This window comes from Streptomyces sp. NPDC047085, assembly GCF_040643735.1.
Lineage (GTDB): Bacteria > Actinomycetota > Actinomycetes > Streptomycetales > Streptomycetaceae > Streptomyces.
The window spans coordinates 1,021,960-1,039,422 of sequence record NZ_JBEYUW010000002.1 but is presented as its reverse complement, the minus strand read 5'-3'; the positions used below and the strand labels follow the sequence as shown (position 1 = coordinate 1,039,422).

General features: G+C 72.3%; 12 protein-coding genes and 1 pseudogene. 11 read left to right on the top strand and 2 right to left on the bottom strand.

Annotated elements, in window-relative coordinates:
• The first annotated feature begins 31 nt into the window (after positions 1 to 31).
• Positions 32 to 532, top strand: a complete 501-nt coding sequence (locus ABZ865_RS10310) for a hypothetical protein (protein ID WP_361226780.1) — start codon at positions 32 to 34, stop codon at positions 530 to 532.
• Here ABZ865_RS10310 and ABZ865_RS10305 read toward each other — a convergent pair.
• A complete protein-coding gene (locus ABZ865_RS10305) occupies positions 525 to 1,547 on the bottom strand; it encodes a Gfo/Idh/MocA family oxidoreductase (protein WP_361226777.1) in 1,023 nt (340 codons plus the stop codon). The two genes, ABZ865_RS10310 and ABZ865_RS10305, sit on opposite strands and share 8 nt — an antisense overlap.
• 130 nt (positions 1,548 to 1,677) lie before the next feature.
• On the opposite strand from ABZ865_RS10305, the gene ABZ865_RS10300 reads away from it, so the two are divergent.
• From ABZ865_RS10300 to ABZ865_RS10265, 8 genes are all read left to right on the top strand, one after another.
• Positions 1,678 to 2,415 (top strand): GntR family transcriptional regulator, encoded by a 738-nt coding sequence (locus tag ABZ865_RS10300; RefSeq protein WP_361227295.1) that lies wholly within the window; start codon positions 1,678 to 1,680, stop codon positions 2,413 to 2,415.
• A gap of 202 nt (positions 2,416 to 2,617) precedes the next feature.
• Positions 2,618 to 3,622 carry a sugar ABC transporter substrate-binding protein gene (locus ABZ865_RS10295; RefSeq protein WP_361226774.1) on the top strand — a complete coding sequence of 335 codons (1,005 nt, stop codon included), beginning with the start codon at positions 2,618 to 2,620 and terminating at the stop codon, positions 3,620 to 3,622.
• Positions 3,619 to 4,698 (top strand): ABC transporter permease, encoded by a 1,080-nt coding sequence (locus tag ABZ865_RS10290; protein ID WP_361226771.1) that lies wholly within the window; start codon positions 3,619 to 3,621, stop codon positions 4,696 to 4,698. Before ABZ865_RS10295 ends, ABZ865_RS10290 begins: the two co-directional genes overlap by 4 nt.
• Entirely contained in the window at positions 4,695 to 5,465 is a 771-nt protein-coding gene (locus ABZ865_RS10285) for an ATP-binding cassette domain-containing protein (RefSeq protein ID WP_361226768.1), read from the top strand. The genes ABZ865_RS10290 and ABZ865_RS10285 overlap by 4 nt, the downstream gene beginning before the upstream one ends.
• A gap of 95 nt (positions 5,466 to 5,560) precedes the next feature.
• Positions 5,561 to 6,706 carry an ROK family glucokinase gene (locus ABZ865_RS10280; protein WP_361226765.1) on the top strand — a complete coding sequence of 382 codons (1,146 nt, stop codon included), beginning with the start codon at positions 5,561 to 5,563 and terminating at the stop codon, positions 6,704 to 6,706.
• Positions 6,703 to 7,284, top strand: coding sequence for a sugar kinase (locus ABZ865_RS10275; protein WP_361226762.1), 582 nt, complete (start codon positions 6,703 to 6,705; stop codon positions 7,282 to 7,284). The genes ABZ865_RS10280 and ABZ865_RS10275 overlap by 4 nt, the downstream gene beginning before the upstream one ends.
• Before the next feature lie 196 nt (positions 7,285 to 7,480).
• Complete coding sequence (locus ABZ865_RS10270) at positions 7,481 to 10,327, top strand: DEAD/DEAH box helicase (protein WP_361226759.1); 2,847 nt, start codon at positions 7,481 to 7,483, stop codon at positions 10,325 to 10,327.
• Positions 10,324 to 12,600, top strand: a complete 2,277-nt coding sequence (locus tag ABZ865_RS10265) for an SWIM zinc finger family protein (RefSeq protein ID WP_361226756.1) — start codon at positions 10,324 to 10,326, stop codon at positions 12,598 to 12,600. The genes ABZ865_RS10270 and ABZ865_RS10265 overlap by 4 nt, the downstream gene beginning before the upstream one ends.
• Before the next feature lie 128 nt (positions 12,601 to 12,728).
• Here ABZ865_RS10265 and ABZ865_RS10260 read toward each other — a convergent pair whose 3' ends face one another.
• Positions 12,729 to 14,690 (bottom strand): SMI1/KNR4 family protein, encoded by a 1,962-nt coding sequence (locus tag ABZ865_RS10260; RefSeq protein WP_361226753.1) that lies wholly within the window; start codon positions 14,688 to 14,690, stop codon positions 12,729 to 12,731.
• 269 nt (positions 14,691 to 14,959) lie between these two features.
• On the opposite strand from ABZ865_RS10260, the gene ABZ865_RS10255 reads away from it, so the two are divergent.
• Positions 14,960 to 16,882: an ABC transporter ATP-binding protein gene (locus tag ABZ865_RS10255; RefSeq protein WP_361226750.1), complete on the top strand. Its 1,923-nt coding sequence runs from the start codon at positions 14,960 to 14,962 to the stop codon at positions 16,880 to 16,882.
• 274 nt (positions 16,883 to 17,156) lie between these two features.
• Positions 17,157 to 17,416, top strand: a pseudogene (locus tag ABZ865_RS10250) (hypothetical protein); the annotation flags it as partial.
• Positions 17,417 to 17,463 lie beyond the last annotated feature (47 nt).

Below are 17,463 nucleotides of genomic sequence, written 5' to 3'. Positions count from 1 at the left end.
GTTCCCGTACGAGCCCGAGGAGACCCGTCGCATGCTGCGCACCGCCGAGATCAGTGCCGGGCTGACCGGACCGCTCAAGGGGGACGGCTCCCATGCCCTGCACTTCCACTCGAAGCTGGAGTTCACCGTCGACTGTTTCGTGTGCGAGCGCACCGGCCGTACGACCGTCTTCGAACGCGGCGCCGAGCGGGCACTGTGCTCGGGCAGCCGCAGTGGCCTCCAGCGCCACTACACGGCCGGCCGCATCGCCGCGTTCGACACGACGTCCGGCGCCGACCGGCTGGCACTGCGGGCCCTGGTCGACTTCTGGTGGGCGCCCTTCGACGACATCCGGGACCACCGTCCGAGCGCCGCGCCCACCAGCCATCCCTGGGTGCGACTGCACCTGGGCTACTACTGCCGTGAGGCCAAGGAGTCGGGTACGAACAGCATCCAGACCAATCTCGTGCGGCCGTACGAGGTGCGCTGCGCCCACTGCGAGTCCCTCCTCGCCACGGACGCGACCACACCGTCGATACGGCTGCTCACCTGAACGCCGGTGCGGTCCCGCCCGCGATCTCCGCGAGGCGTACGGGTCTGCGCTCGCGCCGGGAGATCTCGCACGCCTCGGCGATCCGCAGCGCCTGCAGGGCCTCGCGGCCGTCGCAGGGGTTGACCCGCTCGCCGTGCAGCACCTCGACGAACGCGCACAGCTCGGCCTCGTAGGCGGGCCCGAACCGCTCCAGGAAGCCGCTCCACGGCTTGTCGGCGGGCGGGGGCCCGGTCGGCTCGGTGGACGCGACCGGCGTACGGTCGTCCAGGCCCACCACGACCGTGTCCCGCTCCCCGGCCAGCTCCATGCGGACGTCGTAGCCGGCGCCGTTGAGCCGGGTCGCGGTCGCCGTGGCCAGCGTGCCGTCGTCCAGGGTGAGCAGGGCCGCGCCGGTGTCCACGTCACCGGCCTCGCGGAACATCGCGGGCCCGGCGTCCGAGCCGGTGGCGTACACGTCCACCACCTCACGGCCCGTCACCCAGCGCAGCACGTCGAAGTCGTGGATCAGCGTGTCCCGGAACAGCCCGCCGGACAGCGGCAGCCACTCCGGCGGGGGAGGGGACTGGTCGGAGGTCATCGCCCGTACGGTGTGCAGCCGCCCGAGCCGGCCCGAGCGCACGGCCTCCCGGGCGCCCGCGTAACCGGCGTCGAAGCGCCGCTGGAAGCCCATCTGCAGCACGGTGCCGGCCGCGTCCACCTCGGCGAGCGCCTGCAGCGTGCCGGGCAGGTCGAGCGCGATCGGCTTCTCGCAGAACACCGGCAGGCCCGAGCGGGCCGCCCGGCCGATGAGTTCGGCGTGCGCGGCGGTCGCCGTGGTGATCACGACCGCGTCCACGCCCCATTTGAAGATCTCGTCCACGCCCGGCGCCGCCGTCTCGCCCAGCCGGTGTGCGAGCCCCTGCGCCCGTGCCGGATCGGCGTCCGTCAGGATCAGCGATCCGACCTCGCGGTGGCGGCTCAGCGTGTTCGCATGAATGGTGCCGATGCGGCCCGTACCGATGACCCCGATGCGCATGGAAACAAAGTGAGGGCGGACCCGGCATGCTGTCAATGCGTATGTCCGGACAATCGGACTTCACAACTTCCCGTCAACCGGGCAGCCGACTACGCTCGGGCCCGTGCCGAAACCAGATGTGGACCCGACCGTGGCGCTCGACCTTCGCGTCGACCGTAGTTCCCCGGTGCCGTTGTACTTCCAGCTGTCCCAGCAGCTGGAGGCCGCCATCGAGCACGGCAGCCTCACTCCGGGCAGCCTGCTGGGCAACGAGATCGAGCTGGCCGCGCGGCTCGGCCTGTCCCGGCCCACCGTCCGCCAGGCCATCCAGTCCCTGGTCGACAAGGGCCTGCTGGTGCGCCGCCGGGGCGTCGGCACCCAGGTCGTGCACAGCCAGGTCAAGCGCCCGCTGGAGCTGAGCAGCCTCTACGACGACCTGGAGGCGGCCGGCCAGCGCCCCGCCACCAAGGTCCTGGTCAACACCGTCGTCCCGGCCTCCGCCGAGGTCGCCGCCGCGCTCGGCGTCGCCGAGGGCGACGACGTCCACCGCATCGAGCGGCTGCGCCTCGCACACGGCGAGCCGATGGCGTACCTGATCAACCACCTGCCGCCCGGCCTGCTCGACCTGGACACCGACCAGCTGGAGGCCACCGGCCTGTACCGGCTGATGCGCTCGGCGGGGATCACCCTGCACAGCGCCCGCCAGTCCATCGGCGCCCGCGCCGCCACCCCCGCCGAGGCCGAGCGGCTCGCCGAGACCGAGGGCGCCCCGCTGCTCACCATGCAACGCGTCACATTCGACGACACCGGCCGCGCGGTCGAGTTCGGTGACCACACCTACCGTCCGACCCGCTACTCCTTCGAGTTCCAGCTGCTCGTACGGCCCTGAGCCCCGCGCCGACGGCGTCATGATGCCGCGCCGGTGCTGTCGTAATGTCCGGACAATGCGACCCGTGTCTGCTCCCCGGGCGTGTCATGAGTGTTCACCGTGTTCGATACTGGTGCTTTTGGGGCCGCCGAGGCATGTGCCGACCGGCCCCTCGCGTACGTACGAACTCGGCATGAGAACACAGCAAGAAGGGCACGGCCTCGTGGCACGGTTTCGGACCTGGCTAGGCATCGCGGTGGCGGGGGCACTCTCCGTGTCCCTCGCCGCCTGCAGCAGCACCGGCGGCAAGCGGGCCGAGGACGCCCGCAAGGCCGCCGCGGCCCAGGGCAGGGCGGCGGTGAACACGCCCCGCTGGACCTTCGCGATGATCACCCACTCGGGAGACGGCGACACCTTCTGGGACATCGTGCAGAGCGGCGCCAAGCAGGCCGCCCTCAAGGACAACATCGACTTCCTGTACTCGCACGACGACGAGGCCCAGCAGCAGGCCCAGCTGGTGGACGCGGCGGTCGACAAGAAGGTCGACGGCATCATCGTCACCCTCGCCAAGCCCGACGCCCTCAAGGCCGCCGTCGCCCGCGCCGAGAAGGCCGGCATCCCGGTGATCACGGTCAACTCCGGCTCGCAGGAGTCCAAGGCCTTCGGCGCCCTCACCCACATCGGCCAGGACGAGACCATCGCCGGCGAGGCCGTCGGCGACGAGCTGAACAGGCGCGGGAAGAAGAAGGCCCTGTGCGTCCTGCACGAGCAGGGCAACGTCGGCCACGAGCAGCGCTGCGACGGTGTCACCAGGACCTTCCACGGCAGCGTCCAGAAGCTCTACGTCAACGGCACCAACATGCCCGACGTGCAGTCCGCGATCGAGGCCAAGCTCCAGGCCGACACGTCCGTCGACGCCGTCGTCACCCTGGGCGCCCCCTACGCCGACACCGCCGTGAAGGCGAAGGCCGACGCGGGCAGCACGGCCGAGGTCGACACCTTCGACCTCAACGCCAAGGTCGCCGCCGAGCTGAAGGACGGCACCCTCGGCTTCGCCGTGGACCAGCAGCCGTACCTCCAGGGCTACCAGGCCGTCGACCTGCTGTGGCTCTACAAGTACAACGGCGACGTCCTCGGCGGCGGCAAGCCGGTCCTGACCGGCCCGCAGATCATCACCAAGGACCAGGCGGGCGCGCTGGCGGAGTACGCCGATCGGGGCACCCGATGAGCGCCACCACGGAACGGACCGAACGGGCGGCTGCGGAACAGGGGGCTGCGGAACAGGCGGCTGACGAAAGGATTCTGCGGACCTCTCCGCTGCGGAAGCTGCTCGCCCGCCCCGAGCTGGGCTCGGTCGTCGGCGCGCTCGCCGTCTTCGTGTTCTTCGCCGTCGTGGCCGACGGCTTCCTGCGCGCCTCCAGCCTCAGCACGGTCCTGTACGCGTCCTCGACCATCGGCATCATGGCCGTACCCGTGGCCCTGCTGATGATCGGCGGCGAGTTCGACCTGTCGGCGGGCGTCCTCGTGACCTCCTCCGCGCTGATCTCCTCGATGTTCAGCTACCAGATGACGGCGAACACCTGGGTCGGCGCGGGCGTCTCGCTCCTGGTCACCCTCGCCATCGGCGCCTTCAACGGCTTCATGCTCACCCGCACCAAGCTGCCCAGCTTCATCGTCACGCTGGGCACCTTCCTGATGCTGACCGGCATGAACCTCGGCTTCACCAAGCTGATCGACGGCACGGTCTCCACCAAGACCATCGGCGACATGGAGGGCTTCCCGAGCGCCCACGCCGTCTTCGCCTCGACGTTCACCGTCGGCGGCGTCGACTTCAAGGTCACCATCCTGTGGTGGCTCGGCCTCGTGGCCCTCGCCTCCTGGATCCTGCTGCGGACCCGCGTCGGCAACTGGATCTTCGCGGTCGGCGGCAACCAGGACGCGGCCCGCGCGGTCGGTGTCCCGGTCGCCAGGACCAAGATCGGCCTCTACATGGGTGTCGCGTTCGGCGCCTGGATCTCCGGCCAGCACCTGCTCTTCTCCTTCGACGCCGTCCAGTCCGGCGAGGGCGTCGGCAACGAGCTGATCTACATCATCGCGGCCGTCATCGGCGGCTGCCTGATCACCGGCGGCTACGGCAGTGCGATCGGCTCGGCCGTGGGCGCGCTCCTGTTCGGCATGACGAGCAAGGGCATCGTCTTCGCCGAGTGGAACCCCGACTGGTTCAAGTTCTTCCTCGGAGCGATGCTGCTCCTCGCGACCCTGCTGAACGTCTGGGTCCGCAAGCGCGCGGAGGCCAACAAGTGACTCTCGTCGAGCTGACCGACGTCAGCAAGCACTACGGCACCGTCCGCGCCCTCGAAGGCGTCTCACTGGAGGTCCACCCCGGTGAGATCACCTGCGTCCTCGGCGACAACGGAGCCGGCAAGTCCACCCTCATCAAGATCGTCGCGGGCCTGCACCAGCACGACGGCGGCACCCTGCGCATAGAGGGCGAGGAGACCCGCCTGTCCTCCCCGCGCGAGGCCCTGGACCGCGGTATCGCCACGGTCCACCAAGACCTGGCGGTGGTCCCCCTCATGCCGGTCTGGCGCAACTTCTTCCTCGGCTCCGAGCCCCGCAAGGGCAGGGGACCCTTCAAGCGCATGGACGTCGACTTCATGCGCCGCACCACCCACGCCGAACTGCTGCGCATGGGCATCGACCTGCGCGACGTCGACCAGCCCATCGGCACCCTCTCCGGCGGCGAACGCCAGTGCGTGGCCATCGCCAGGGCCGTCTACTTCGGCGCGAAGGTCCTGGTCCTGGACGAGCCGACGGCGGCACTGGGTGTGAAGCAGTCCGGTGTGGTCCTGAAATATGTGGCGGCGGCACGCGACAACGGCCTGGGTGTTGTCTTGATCACCCACAACCCGCACCACGCGTACCTGGTCGGCGACCGCTTCGTCCTCCTGCGGCGCGGCACGATGGTGGGCAACCACACACGGGACGACATCACCCTGGACGAGCTGACCCAGCAGATGGCCGGCGGGTCCGACCTGGACGCGCTACGCCATGAACTGCAACGGGGCTGAGGGCGGGTGAAGGGGCCGCACCGGCACAGGACGCGCACCCTCCCTCTCCTGCCCCGCGCCGCACTCAGCGTGAGCGTGCGGCAGAATCGAGCCCGATGAGCACCTACCGCGACCTCACCGCCCCCATCGGCTCCCGCCGAGCCCCCGTACTCCGTACGGTCGGTACCCGCGAGCGCCGCTCCCACCTGACCGCGCCCCGGGTGCCGACGGTGGGGATCGACATCGGCGGCACCAAGGTCATGGCGGGCGTCGTGGACGCCGACGGCAACATCCTGGAGAAGCTCCGCACGGAGACCCCCGACAAGTCCAAGAGCCCCAAGGTCGTCGAGGACACCATCGTCGAACTGGTCCTGGACCTCTCCGACCGCCACGACGTGCACGCCGTCGGCATCGGCGCCGCCGGCTGGGTGGACGCCGACCGCAACCGCGTCCTGTTCGCGCCCCACCTGTCGTGGCGCAACGAACCCCTCCGCGACCGCCTCTCGGGACGGCTCTCCGTGCCGGTCCTCGTGGACAACGACGCGAACACCGCGGCCTGGGCGGAGTGGCGCTTCGGCGCCGGCCGCGGCGAGGACCACCTGGTCATGATCACGCTCGGCACCGGCATCGGCGGCGCCATCCTGGAGGACGGCCAGGTCAAGCGCGGCAAGTACGGAGTCGCGGGCGAGTTCGGCCACATGCAGGTCGTCCCCGGCGGGCACCGCTGCCCGTGCGGCAACCGCGGCTGCTGGGAGCAGTACAGCTCCGGCAACGCCCTCGTCCGCGAGGCCAGGGAGCTGGCCGCCGCCGACTCGCCGGTGGCCTACGGGATCATCGAGCACGTCAAGGGCAACATCGGCGACATCACCGGCCCGATGATCACGGAGCTGGCCCGCGAGGGCGACGCCATGTGCATCGAGCTGCTCCAGGACATCGGCCAGTGGCTTGGCGTCGGCATCGCCAACCTCGCGGCCGCCCTCGACCCGTCCTGCTTCGTCATCGGCGGGGGTGTCAGCGCCGCCGACGACCTGCTCATCGGCCCGGCCCGGGACGCCTTCAAGCGCCACCTCACCGGCCGCGGCTACCGCCCCGAGGCCCGCATCACCCGCGCCCAGCTCGGCCCCGAGGCCGGCATGGTCGGCGCCGCCGACCTCGCCCGGCTGGTCGCCCGTCGCTTCCGCCGGGCCAAGCGCCGCCGGGTGGAGCGGTACGAGCGCTACGAGCGGTACGCCCAGGCCCGCCGCGACCGGGACACCGCATGACCCCTTCGCTGCCCCACCAGTCCCCGCCACCGGACGAGGCGCACCGGCAGCCCGAGGATCCGCGCCACAAGGCGAGGCGCAGAGCACTGACCCTGCTGATCATCGTGCTGCTCATCGGCGTGCCGGCCGGCTACCTGGTGATCTCCGCCAACCAGAGCCGCAACAGCGGCAAGGACAAGGAGGCGAAGTACTCGGCCACCGGCCTCACCCCGGGCTGGCCGTCGAAGGTGCAGCGCCGCCTCTACCAGGTCGCGGTGCCGCATCCCGCCGACCGCGTCGCCTACTACGAGACCAACAACTGGAAGACCAGCCGCCTGTACGTGCAGTTCCGCACCAACACCGCGGGCCTGGACAGCTTCCTGGGGGCCATGGGCGTACGCCGGGACCAGCTGAAGAAGGACGACATCACCATCGGCTCCCGCGACCAGAAGGTCTCCGGCTGGAACTTCACCGGCCCCGGCCCCTGGTCGGGCCTCACCCACCACCAGAAGAACCCGGCGCCCACCCAGGACGTGGTCGTGAACACGTCCGACCCGAACTTCCCGATGGTGTACGTCGTCTCGCGCACGGTCCCGTGAGGGGGGCCCCGGCCCGCCCGGGTCTCGTGAGCGGGGCGCCGGCCCGCTCGCGAACCCGGGGGCCGGCCGGGCCGTGAACCCGGTCCCGAACCGGCTGTGAACCCGAGGCCGGCCGGCCGCCGGAGCCGATTGTCAGACCCCGCCCGTACAGTCGAAGACGTCTGATCCGAAGCACGGGCGGGAGGTGGCAGGACGTATGAGCGGCGGCACGCTCGCGGTGGCGGAGCACGCGGAAGGTTCCCGGCGGACCGGGGACGCGATTCCGGTCCGCCTCGCCTCCGTCTACCTGCCCGCGCCCGAGCCGCGCGAGGGCCGCATCGCCTTCTGGGACCCCGACGGCGGCCCCCTGCCCGCCGACGGCGACACGGACGAGCTGACCGTCGTACGACGCCACGGCGCGAGTGTGCGCCGCCGGCAGGTGCCCGCGCTCACCCTGCCGCTCGCCGAAGCCCTGCCCCTGCTGGTCCAGGCGCGGCGCGACCCGGCCGCCCACCCGGCCACGGCCTGCTGGGGCGCGGCCGCGCTGCACGCGCTGCGGCTGGTCGCCCACGGCCGGCTGCTTCCCGGCCTGACCCCGAGCGGCCACGACGCCTGGCGGGCCGGCCCGCTGGAACCCGACGACATCGCCCACCTGCGCGCCGTGGCCGCCGCCCTGCCCCCGGAGGGCCACGCCGTGCCCCTGCCGGACCCGGGCCCGCTGCGGCTGCCCGAGCCGGAGGCGCTGATCCGCTCCTTCCTGGACGCGGTCGCCGACACCCTGCCCCGCACCCCCGCCGCCCCCCACACCGCCGGCCGGCCCTTCGCCGCCCGCGAACCCCAGGCACTGCCCGGCGCCCACGACTGGGCCGCCGAGGTCGCCGCCGGCATGGACGCGGGCGTGCGGATCTCGCTGCGCCTGGACCTGTCCTCCTACGACGTCTTCGACGCCGGTGCCGTCGAGGGCGCGCGTGCCGCCGGTGCCGCGATCGTGCAGGTGCACAGCCTCGCCGACCCCACCCTGGTGACCGACGCGGCGGCCCTGTGGGCGGGCGAGGCCGACACGTCCTTCGGCCCCCGCGCGCGCGTGGACGCCGCCCTCGCCGTCCGGCGCGCGGCCCGCGTGTGGCAGCCCCTGGACCGGCTCGCCGAACAGGAGATCCCCGACGTCCTCGCCCTGTCCGAGGAGGAACTGGGCGACCTGCTCGGTCTGGCCGCCTCCCGGCTCGCCGCCGCGGGCGTCGCCGTGCACTGGCCCCGGGACCTCGCCCGCGACCTCACCGCCGCCGCGGTGGTCCGGCCCGCGCCCGGCTCGGCCACCGACGGAACCGGCTTCTTCGAGAGCGAAGAACTGCTCCAGTTCCGCTGGCAGCTGGCGCTCGGCGGGGATCCCCTCAGCGAGGCCGAGATGGACGCGCTCGCCGAGGCCCACCGTCCTGTCGTACGGCTCCGGGACCGCTGGGTGCTGGTCGACCCGGCCCTGGTCCGCAAGGCCCGCAAACGCGAACTGGGCCTGCTCGACCCGGTCGACGCGCTGTCCGTCGCGCTCACCGGCACCGCCGAGGTCGACGGCGAGAGCGTCGAGACCGTCCCCGTCGGCGCGCTCGCCACCCTGCGCGACCGCCTCACGGCGGGCCTGCTCCCCGCCGAACCGCCCGCCGCGCTCGCCGCCACCCTCCGCGACTACCAACTCCGCGGCCTGGCCTGGCTCGACCTCATGACCTCCCTCGGTCTCGGCGGCTGCCTCGCCGACGACATGGGCCTCGGCAAGACGATCACCCTCATCGCCCTGCACCTGAAGCGGGCTCGCACCGAGCCGACCCTCGTGGTCTGCCCCGCCTCCCTGCTGGGCAACTGGCAGCGGGAGATCACCCGGTTCGCCCCCGGCGTCCCCGTCCGCCGCTTCCACGGCCCCGACCGCACCCTGGAGAACCTGTCCGGCGGCTTCGTCCTCACCACCTACGGCACGATGCGCTCCACGGCCGCGCACCTCGCCGAGCAGCCCTGGGGCATGGTCGTCGCCGACGAGGCGCAGCACGTGAAGAACCCGTACTCCGCGACCGCCAAGGCACTGCGCACCATCCCAGCCCCCGCGCGCGTGGCCCTCACCGGCACCCCGGTGGAGAACAACCTCTCCGAACTGTGGGCCCTGCTCGACTGGACCACCCCCGGACTCCTCGGCCCCCTGAAGTCCTTCCGCGCCCGGCACGCCCGCGCGGTGGAGAACGGCGAGGACCAGGAGGCCGTCGAGCGCCTGGCCCGCCTCGTCCGCCCCTTCCTCCTGCGCCGCAAGAAGTCCGACCCCGGCATCGTCCCCGAACTGCCGCCCAAGACCGAGACGGACCACCCGGTCCCGCTCACACGGGAACAGGTCGCGCTGTACGAGGCGGTGGTGCGCGAGTCGATGCTGGCCATCGAGACCGCCGAGGGCATCGGCCGCCGGGGCCTCGTCCTGAAGCTGCTCGGCGCCCTCAAGCAGATCTGCGACCACCCGGCGCTGTACCTGAAGGAGAACGGTTCCCCGGACCGCCTGTCCGCCCGCTCCGGCAAACTCGCCCTCCTGGACGAGCTGTTGGACACCGTGCTCGCCGAGGACGGCTCGGTGCTCGTCTTCACCCAGTACGTCGGCATGGCCCGCCTCATCACCGCCCACCTGTCCGCCCGCGCGATCCCCGTCGACCTTCTGCACGGCGGCACACCCGTACCGGAGCGCGAACGCATGGTCGACCGCTTCCAGAACGGCGAGACCCCGGTCCTGGTGCTGTCCCTGAAGGCCGCCGGCACCGGCCTCAACCTCACCCGCGCGGGACACGTCGTCCACTTCGACCGCTGGTGGAACCCGGCGGTCGAGGAACAGGCCACCGACCGCGCCTACCGCATCGGCCAGACCCAGCCCGTCCAGGTCCACCGCCTGGTCACCGAGGGCACCGTGGAGGACCGCATCGCCGAGATGCTGGAATCCAAGCGCGCCCTGGCCGACGCCATCCTCGGCTCCGGCGAGTCCGCCCTCACCGAACTGACGGACCGCGAGCTGTCCGACCTGGTCTCCCTGCGGAGGACCTCGTGACGACCGGCGACCAGCGCCCCGGCGACGCCGCCCGCCGCGCCCTGCGGGCGGCACGGGAGCGTGCGGCATCCGCCGCGGAAGCGACCGCGGACACCCCTGCGGTGTCCCGCGAGCATGCGGACGCGGCGGGCAGCACCGAGGAAGCAGCGCACCGCCCGGCCTCGGCCGACCCCGAGCCCGGTCCCGAGCCCGGGCCCGGCGAGGTGGCGCGGGAGGCGCTGCGCGCCGCCGTGGCCGCTCGGTCGGCGCGGCGGGATGCCATGGATGTAGATGCTCCGAAGGCCGTCGATGCGTCGAAGGACATCGATGGGTCGAGGGATGCCGATGCGTCGACATCGGAGGGCGTCGGCAGCGGGGTGGCGCACGGTCGCCGCGAGGACGCGGACGCGTCGAAGACTGCCCGTGCCGTGGCTGGCCGCGAGGGTGAACGCGTCCTCGGCCTCGGTTCCGGCCGCGGCAGTGCCGCGCCCGGTCGAGCGGGCGCGTCGCCGGCCGGCGATCCTGCCGACGGCCCACCGCACAGCGAGCGACACGCATCCACGGCCGACAGCACCCCCGCTGATGCGGCCCACTCGCCGACCGCCGCCCCTGGCCACTCCCGCCGCCCCGACGCGCCATCCGGCGAAGCCGCCCCCGCCGGCGGGCGACCGGCGGACGTGGCCCGTGAGGCGCTGCGCGCCGCCCGCCGGCAGGCGCTCCGCGACGCCGAGGCGACGAAGCCGGGTGACCGGCGACCCCGCCGCACTCCGCCGCGTCCCGCCTCCGCCGCCTCCCGCGAGGAGCCCTCGACCGCACGCTCCCAAGCCGCCCACGACATGCGGCAGTTCCTCGCGACCGCCTTCCGCATGCCGTCCTGGACCGACACCCCCGAGGCGCCGGGCGACACCCACTCCGCCGACGACGCCACCGACCGCACCGACCTCCACCCCCCAGCCCCCGAGCGGGAAGTCAGCCACGCCCCCTCGGCCCCCACGCCTCCACCCCCACCCCTGCCCGCCACCATGGCCACCCCCCACCGCGACACCGAACTGCGCCGCACCTTCCCGGCGTTCGCGCCCAGGGCGGCGTCCACGGAGGACTTGTCGTTCGCCGAGACCTGGTGGGGCAACGCCTGGGTCGACGCGCTGGAGCAGGGGGCGCTGGACGTCAAGCGGCTGGGCCGGGGGCGTGGTTACGCGGAGCAGGGGAACGTGGACGCGATCACGGTGACCCCGGGGCTCGTGCTGGCGTACGTGCGCGGGAGCCGGCCGCGGCCGTACCGGGTGCAGGTGCGGCTGCGGACGCTGGAGGACGCGGACTGGGAGCGGTTCCTGGACGCGGCCGCCGACCGGCCGGGGCACATCGCGGCGTTGCTGGACAAGGAGTTGCCGCAGTCCCTCGCCGACTGCGGCGTGCCCCTCCTGCCCGGCCCCGGCGACCTCGCCCCGCGCTGCAGCTGCCCCGACTCCGGCCACCCCTGCAAGCACGCGGCCGCCCTCTGCTACCAGACGGCACGGCTGCTGGACGCCGACCCCTTCGTGCTGCTCCTGCTGCGCGGCCGGGGCGAGCGGCAGTTGCTCGACGCGCTGTCCCGGCGCAGCGCCGCCCGTGCGGCCCGTGCCGCTCAGGAGCGGCAGCCGGGGGCCCTGCCGGGCGTACGGGCCGCGGAAGCCCTGGCCGCCGACCGCCGACTCCCGCAGCTGCCCCCACCGTTGCCCATGCCGGCCCACCCCGAGCAGCCCCCGGTGTACCCGGCCGCTCCCGGCGGCCCGGACCCCTTCGCGCTGGACCAGCTCGCCACCGACGCCGCCGCCCGCGCGCACGCCCTGCTCACCACCGGCCGTGACCCGGTCGGCGAGCTGACCCTGTGGCAGGACGCGGTGCGCCTCGCCGCCGCCCGCCCCGGCTCCGGGCTGACCGCCGCGACCCGCGCCCTGTACGCCACGCTCGCCGCGGCCACCGGCCGTGGCCCGGCCGATCTGGCACGCGCGGTCGCCGCCTGGCGGCAGGGCGGCCTCGCCGGGCTGACCGTCCTGGAGGAACCCTGGGACCCCCCGGCGGGCCGCTTCGACCGCGCCCGCCCGCTGCTGCTCGCCGCCGACCTGCCCGCCTTCCGCCCCTGGCGCAACCACCTCACCCACCCCCGTGGCCACGTCCAACTCCGCCTGGGCCGCGACGGATTGTGGTACGCCTACGAGTCCGAGCCCGGCCGCTCCGACTGGTGGCCCCGCGGCACCCCCGACCTCGACCCGGTCGGCGCCCTCACCGGCCTGGACACCCCGGACGACCTGTGAACCGCGCCCGGCGGTCGGCGTGGCGCGATGAGTGAGACGAAGACCCCTGCCCCCCAGTACAGACCGTCCTGGAGCGACCGGCCGGCCCAGTCTCACCGCATCGAGCGTGTGCGCGGCCCCGCCGGTCTCTAGCTGCTCCCCGGCCCGTCGTCTCCCGTCCGCTCGCCGTCCGCCGGGCGTGGGGCTCCCTGGTGCATGCGAATCACCATGTAGGCCTCTCCGTTCCGGGGCGGCCGCGTCCAGGAGCGGGTGGTGAACGTGTGCAGCCGCCCGTTCACGAGGGCATGACGCGGCAGAGACGCACCGAACTCCCCGGCCACCGCTTCCAGCAGCGACCGTTCCGCCTCGGCGCCGTCCGCCAGGTCACCGAAGAACAGGCTCGGGTCCAGTGCCCGTGGTATCTCCCCGCTCTGCCGGACCTCACCGTCCGCGTACGTGAATGAGTACTGCTCGGCACCGTCCCGCGCCACCGAAAGGTGGAAGAACGGTTCCCCGTGCCATGTCCTCAGGCCGCTCCACACCACCACCGCGCGGGTGCCCGCGCTGGCGGCCGCGGCCGGGGAGACGAACCGCTGCTGGTGGAACGGGGCAGGGTCGCCGTCGAAGGCGAAGCTCCAGCCGGTGCCGGCCCGGCCGACGGCCATGAGAGCCCTGTCGTCGTAGGACGAGAACTCCCCCTGGCTGTGCGACGATCTGCGGCGCGCGTCCCGGAGGGTCATGGATTCGTTCAGCACGGTGCCGTCCCCGCCGTCCCCGTCCGCGAGGCGTCCGGGCAGTTCTTCCGGCTCCACCCCCTCCACCAGGACGAACCGGTAGGACGTGCGGTTGTTGCCCGGGTCCGGCTCCGCGAGCCACGCCAGGTCGCCCGGATCGAGTTCGGCGGCCGGCTCCGGTGCCTCACCCGCCTGACCGCCCCGCGGCGTGGACAGCAGCTCCCGGCCCCGCTCCGGGGTCAGCAGCGGCCCGAGCACGGGGTCGGCCACCCATCCCAGCGGCGCCAGGTGGTCCGGTCCCAGCGGCTCCCACAGGGGCACGGCGTTCCTCAGCGTCCGCCATGCCTCGTCGGTGTCTCCCCACCGTGCCAGCTCCCGCGCCCGCTCGACCGCTTCCCCGAACGGTCCGGCCGCCGTGTACCGGTACGTGCCGTTCCGCACCTGACCCAGCGTCGCGTAGGCCAGTGCCACCAGGTCGTCGTCGGCGCCCCGCAGATGGAACGTCAGCGTGGAGTCGTCCCGGTACGAGTGCTCCGCGTGCTCGGCGACCAGTGGCGGCAGCAGGTCGGGTGCGTACCGCGGGTCCGTCACCAAGCCGTCGAAGTACACCATGTAGGTCTGTCCGAGCAGGCGGCGTATCTGGTCGCCCAGCCCGGCGGCCCGCGGTCTGCCGTACTCCTTGGCCTCGTCCAGCGCCTGCACGGCCCGCTCCCAGCCGCCGCGCAGCGCCTCCAGCCGGGCCTCCGCCACCTGGGCGTCCAGCTTTCGTGTCGTGTCGTTGACGAACACCGGTTCCCCGTCGCTCGGGCGCGCCCGCAGGCTGTGGAACTCCCGGTGCATCTCCCGCATGAATTCGAGGAAGCTCGGGTGCCGCTCGGGTGGCGCGGCCCGCCAGCTCGCCCACGTGTACACGGCCCACTCGCCGTTCTCGTCCACGTCCTCGGGGTCCATGAGGACGTGGGTGACGTCGGACTCGACGTCGAGCTGCAGCCCGCGCCGCCAGATGTCCGCCTCCAGGCGCTCCTCGGGCCCGGCGTCCTCGTCCAGGAACTCCTCGAACATGTCCGCGAGTCCCGACTCGTTGTCGTGCCAGTGCGCGCCCTCGGTTCCCGCCAGCAGCCACACGAACCCGCCCGCGTGCCGCCATCCGTCGCTGACCTTGAGGAACTCCCGGTACGACGGAGGCATCCGTCGGCCGAGGCGCTCCTCCATGGCCCCGATCCGCTCCTCCGACGCGGGCGGGAACCCCAGCCACCGCGCCCGTTGCGCGGCCTCGTCGTCCTCGCTTCGCGTCTCGTCCGCAGGCAGGGAATCCGCCCACTCCCCGCTCCACTTGAGCAGGAAGGACCGCCAGTCGAATGCCGTGGTCTCCGTCATGCATCCGATGCTGTCACCCGCCACTGACAACGCTCCGCGGCGCCGGACGCTCGACGGCCGGACGGCCGGTGCCTCCGGTTCCGAGCCCGCCGTGCGCTGGGTCTGAACCATGACCATGACTGCACCAACTGCCGCAAGCTCACCATCGGATACGTCCGCTGCGTCCGCCGAACACCGCAGTGTCCGGTTCTCGCCGGTCCGCGTTAAATGCCTGGACTGGGAACCTCCCCCGACGGGACACTTCCGACTTCCGAACCGACGGGAGTGTGATGGGGACACCAGATACGCGAGGGCCGATGCCGGGCAGGAGCGCGGTCGTTCTGGCGCTGCGCTGCTACGGCCGGGAGCTGCTGCGACTACGACGGCTGGCCCTGCCCGCGCTGCTGCTGCCGGCCGCGGGCAACATCGGCATCGGCTACGTCGCCCCCCTGCTGATCGCCAAACTGGCAGGCCAGGCCGCCGACGACGGCGGTCTCACCCTCGGTTCGGCGCTGCCGTACGTGCTGGGATTCGGCGTGACGCTGCTGCTCGCCGAGGCCGTGTGGCGGGTCGGGCAGCACTGCCTGAACCGTGTGGACGCCATCGGCATGGAACACCTGTACGTCAGCGGCATGGACGAACTCCTCGCCAAGGACGCGGCATTCTTCCACGACAACTTCGCCGGCTCCCTGACCAAACGGGTACTCAGCTTCGGCAAGCGCTTCGAGGACTTCGTCGACACGGTGACGTACCGGATCGTGGGCAGTCTCGTCCCCCTGGTGTTCGGCGCCGTGGTGCTGTGGAGCTACGAACCGATGCTCGTCGTCGGCCTTCTGGTGATGATCGCGCTGACCGTGGTGGCCGCGACCCCTCTCATCCGTCGCCGGCAGAGGCTCGTCAACGACCGTGAGGCGGCGATCGCCCGGGTTTCCGGCCACGTCGCCGACAGCCTCATGAACATGGAGACCATCCGGGCGTTCGCGGCCGAGGAGCGGGAGGCCGACGAACACCGCAGCCGTGTCGCGGACTCCCGGCGCCTGACGCTGAGGTCGTGGGACTACGGCAATCTGCGCGTCGACACCCTGATCGCCCCCATGTCCGTGCTGACCAACGTGCTGGGTCTGCTGGTCGCCGTCGCCTTCGGCGGCTCGGGCCAGGGAGTGGAGGAGGTCGTCGTCGCTTTCACCTACTACTCCAACGCGACCCAGATCATGTTCGAGTTCAACCAGATCTACCGGCGTCTGGAAAGCTCGATGACCGAGGCCGCGCAGTTCACCGAACTGCTGTTGGATCCGCCCACCGTGCTCGACCCGACGGAACCCGAACCGCTCGCACCGCGGGACACCGGCATCCGCTTCGAGGCGGTGACCTTCGCTCACACGGGCGCGAAGCCGATTTTCCAGGGACTCGACCTGGACGTGCCCGCGGGCGCACGTATCGGTCTGGTCGGCAGGTCCGGCGGCGGCAAGACCACACTCACGCGGCTCCTGCTGCGGATGTCGGACATCGACGACGGACGCATCCTGATCGGTGGGCAGGACATCAGCCGACTGCGCCAGACCGACCTGCGCTCACTGATCGCCTACGTCCCGCAGGAACCCGCCATGTTCCACCGCAGCCTGCGGGACAACATCGCCTTCGCCCGGCCCAGCGCCACCGACGAGGAGATCCACGCCGCGGCCGCGGCCGCGCACGTCACGGAGTTCGCCGACCAACTCCCCGACGGCTTCGGCACTCTGGTGGGGGAGCGGGGTGTGAAGCTCTCGGGCGGCCAGCGCCAGCGTGTCGCCCTCGCCAGGGCCATCCTGCGCGACGCCCCGATCCTGCTGCTCGACGAGGCGACCAGCGCGCTGGACTCGGAGAGCGAGCTCCTGGTCCAGGACGCCCTGTGGCGGTTGATGGACGGACGTACGGCCCTCGTGGTCGCCCACCGTCTGAGCACCGTCGCCGGCATGGACCGTCTCGTCGTCCTCGACCGCGGAAGCGTCGTCGAGCAGGGCAGCCACGACGAGCTGCTCGTGGCGAACGGTGCCTACGCCAAGCTGTGGCAGCACCAGTCGGGCGGCTTCCTCGGCGAGAGCACCGAGTCGGCCCTCGGACCACCTACGGTCCCAGCAGCCGGTCCCGGCGGGCTGCCCGGACCGGCCGACCCGGCACCGGACGGGGACCGCGGGACCTCGTCGCACGCTCGTACGAGCACCGGGTCCACCTGACCGAGGCGGTCACGGACAGCGGGAAGTCCTCGAAGCCTCCGAGGTCTTCCACCTGGTCAGGCCCCTACAGTCATGCCCCCGTCATGGAGGCCGTCGTGAGACGTGAGAGGGTCTGAGACGTGAGTGAGGCACCGTCGAACACCCTGCAACACCGCTTTGACGGGCCGGAAGAGGCTCCCGTCCTGATCCTCGTTCCCTCCCTCGGGACGACCTGGCACAGGTTGTAGAGACCGTTCATGGGCGTCCACGTCAGTCCGGGGTTGGGGCGCAGGAGCGAGACCTTGGCATCCCCGTGCGCCGCTACAAGGTGTGCGCGGGCTGGGCGGGCGAGAAGTTGGGACGACTGAAGCCCAACGGCCACCTGGTACGCCCCTCCCCGCTCGGCACCGTACTGGACCTCGAAGCTCTGCGGCTGGGGGTCGAGGGGGCCCGGCTCCACACGCTGCTCGAACAAGCCCTGCAGCAGCAGGAGAGAATCAAGGAGTGGCGCGTCGCCAGGCCGAGGAAGCACTGGCCACCACCACAGTCGGCTGAGCTCCTGCGTTCAGGGACGTCACAGCCCACTCAGCGAGATCATTGTG

Excerpts from the sequence above, each read along its gene's own strand:
- ABZ865_RS10310 (WP_361226780.1), top strand. The coding sequence starts at position 32 with ATGCTGCGCACCGCCGAGATCAGTGCCGGGCTGACCGGACCGCTCAAG.
- ABZ865_RS10305 (WP_361226777.1), bottom strand. The coding sequence starts at position 1,547 with ATGCGCATCGGGGTCATCGGTACGGGCCGCATCGGCACCATTCATGCG.
- ABZ865_RS10290 (WP_361226771.1), top strand. The coding sequence starts at position 3,619 with ATGAGCGCCACCACGGAACGGACCGAACGGGCGGCTGCGGAACAGGGG.
- ABZ865_RS10280 (WP_361226765.1), top strand. The coding sequence starts at position 5,561 with ATGAGCACCTACCGCGACCTCACCGCCCCCATCGGCTCCCGCCGAGCC.
- ABZ865_RS10275 (WP_361226762.1), top strand. The coding sequence starts at position 6,703 with ATGACCCCTTCGCTGCCCCACCAGTCCCCGCCACCGGACGAGGCGCAC.
- ABZ865_RS10270 (WP_361226759.1), top strand. The coding sequence starts at position 7,481 with ATGAGCGGCGGCACGCTCGCGGTGGCGGAGCACGCGGAAGGTTCCCGG.
- ABZ865_RS10260 (WP_361226753.1), bottom strand. The coding sequence starts at position 14,690 with ATGACGGAGACCACGGCATTCGACTGGCGGTCCTTCCTGCTCAAGTGG.
- ABZ865_RS10255 (WP_361226750.1), top strand. The coding sequence starts at position 14,960 with ATGGGGACACCAGATACGCGAGGGCCGATGCCGGGCAGGAGCGCGGTC.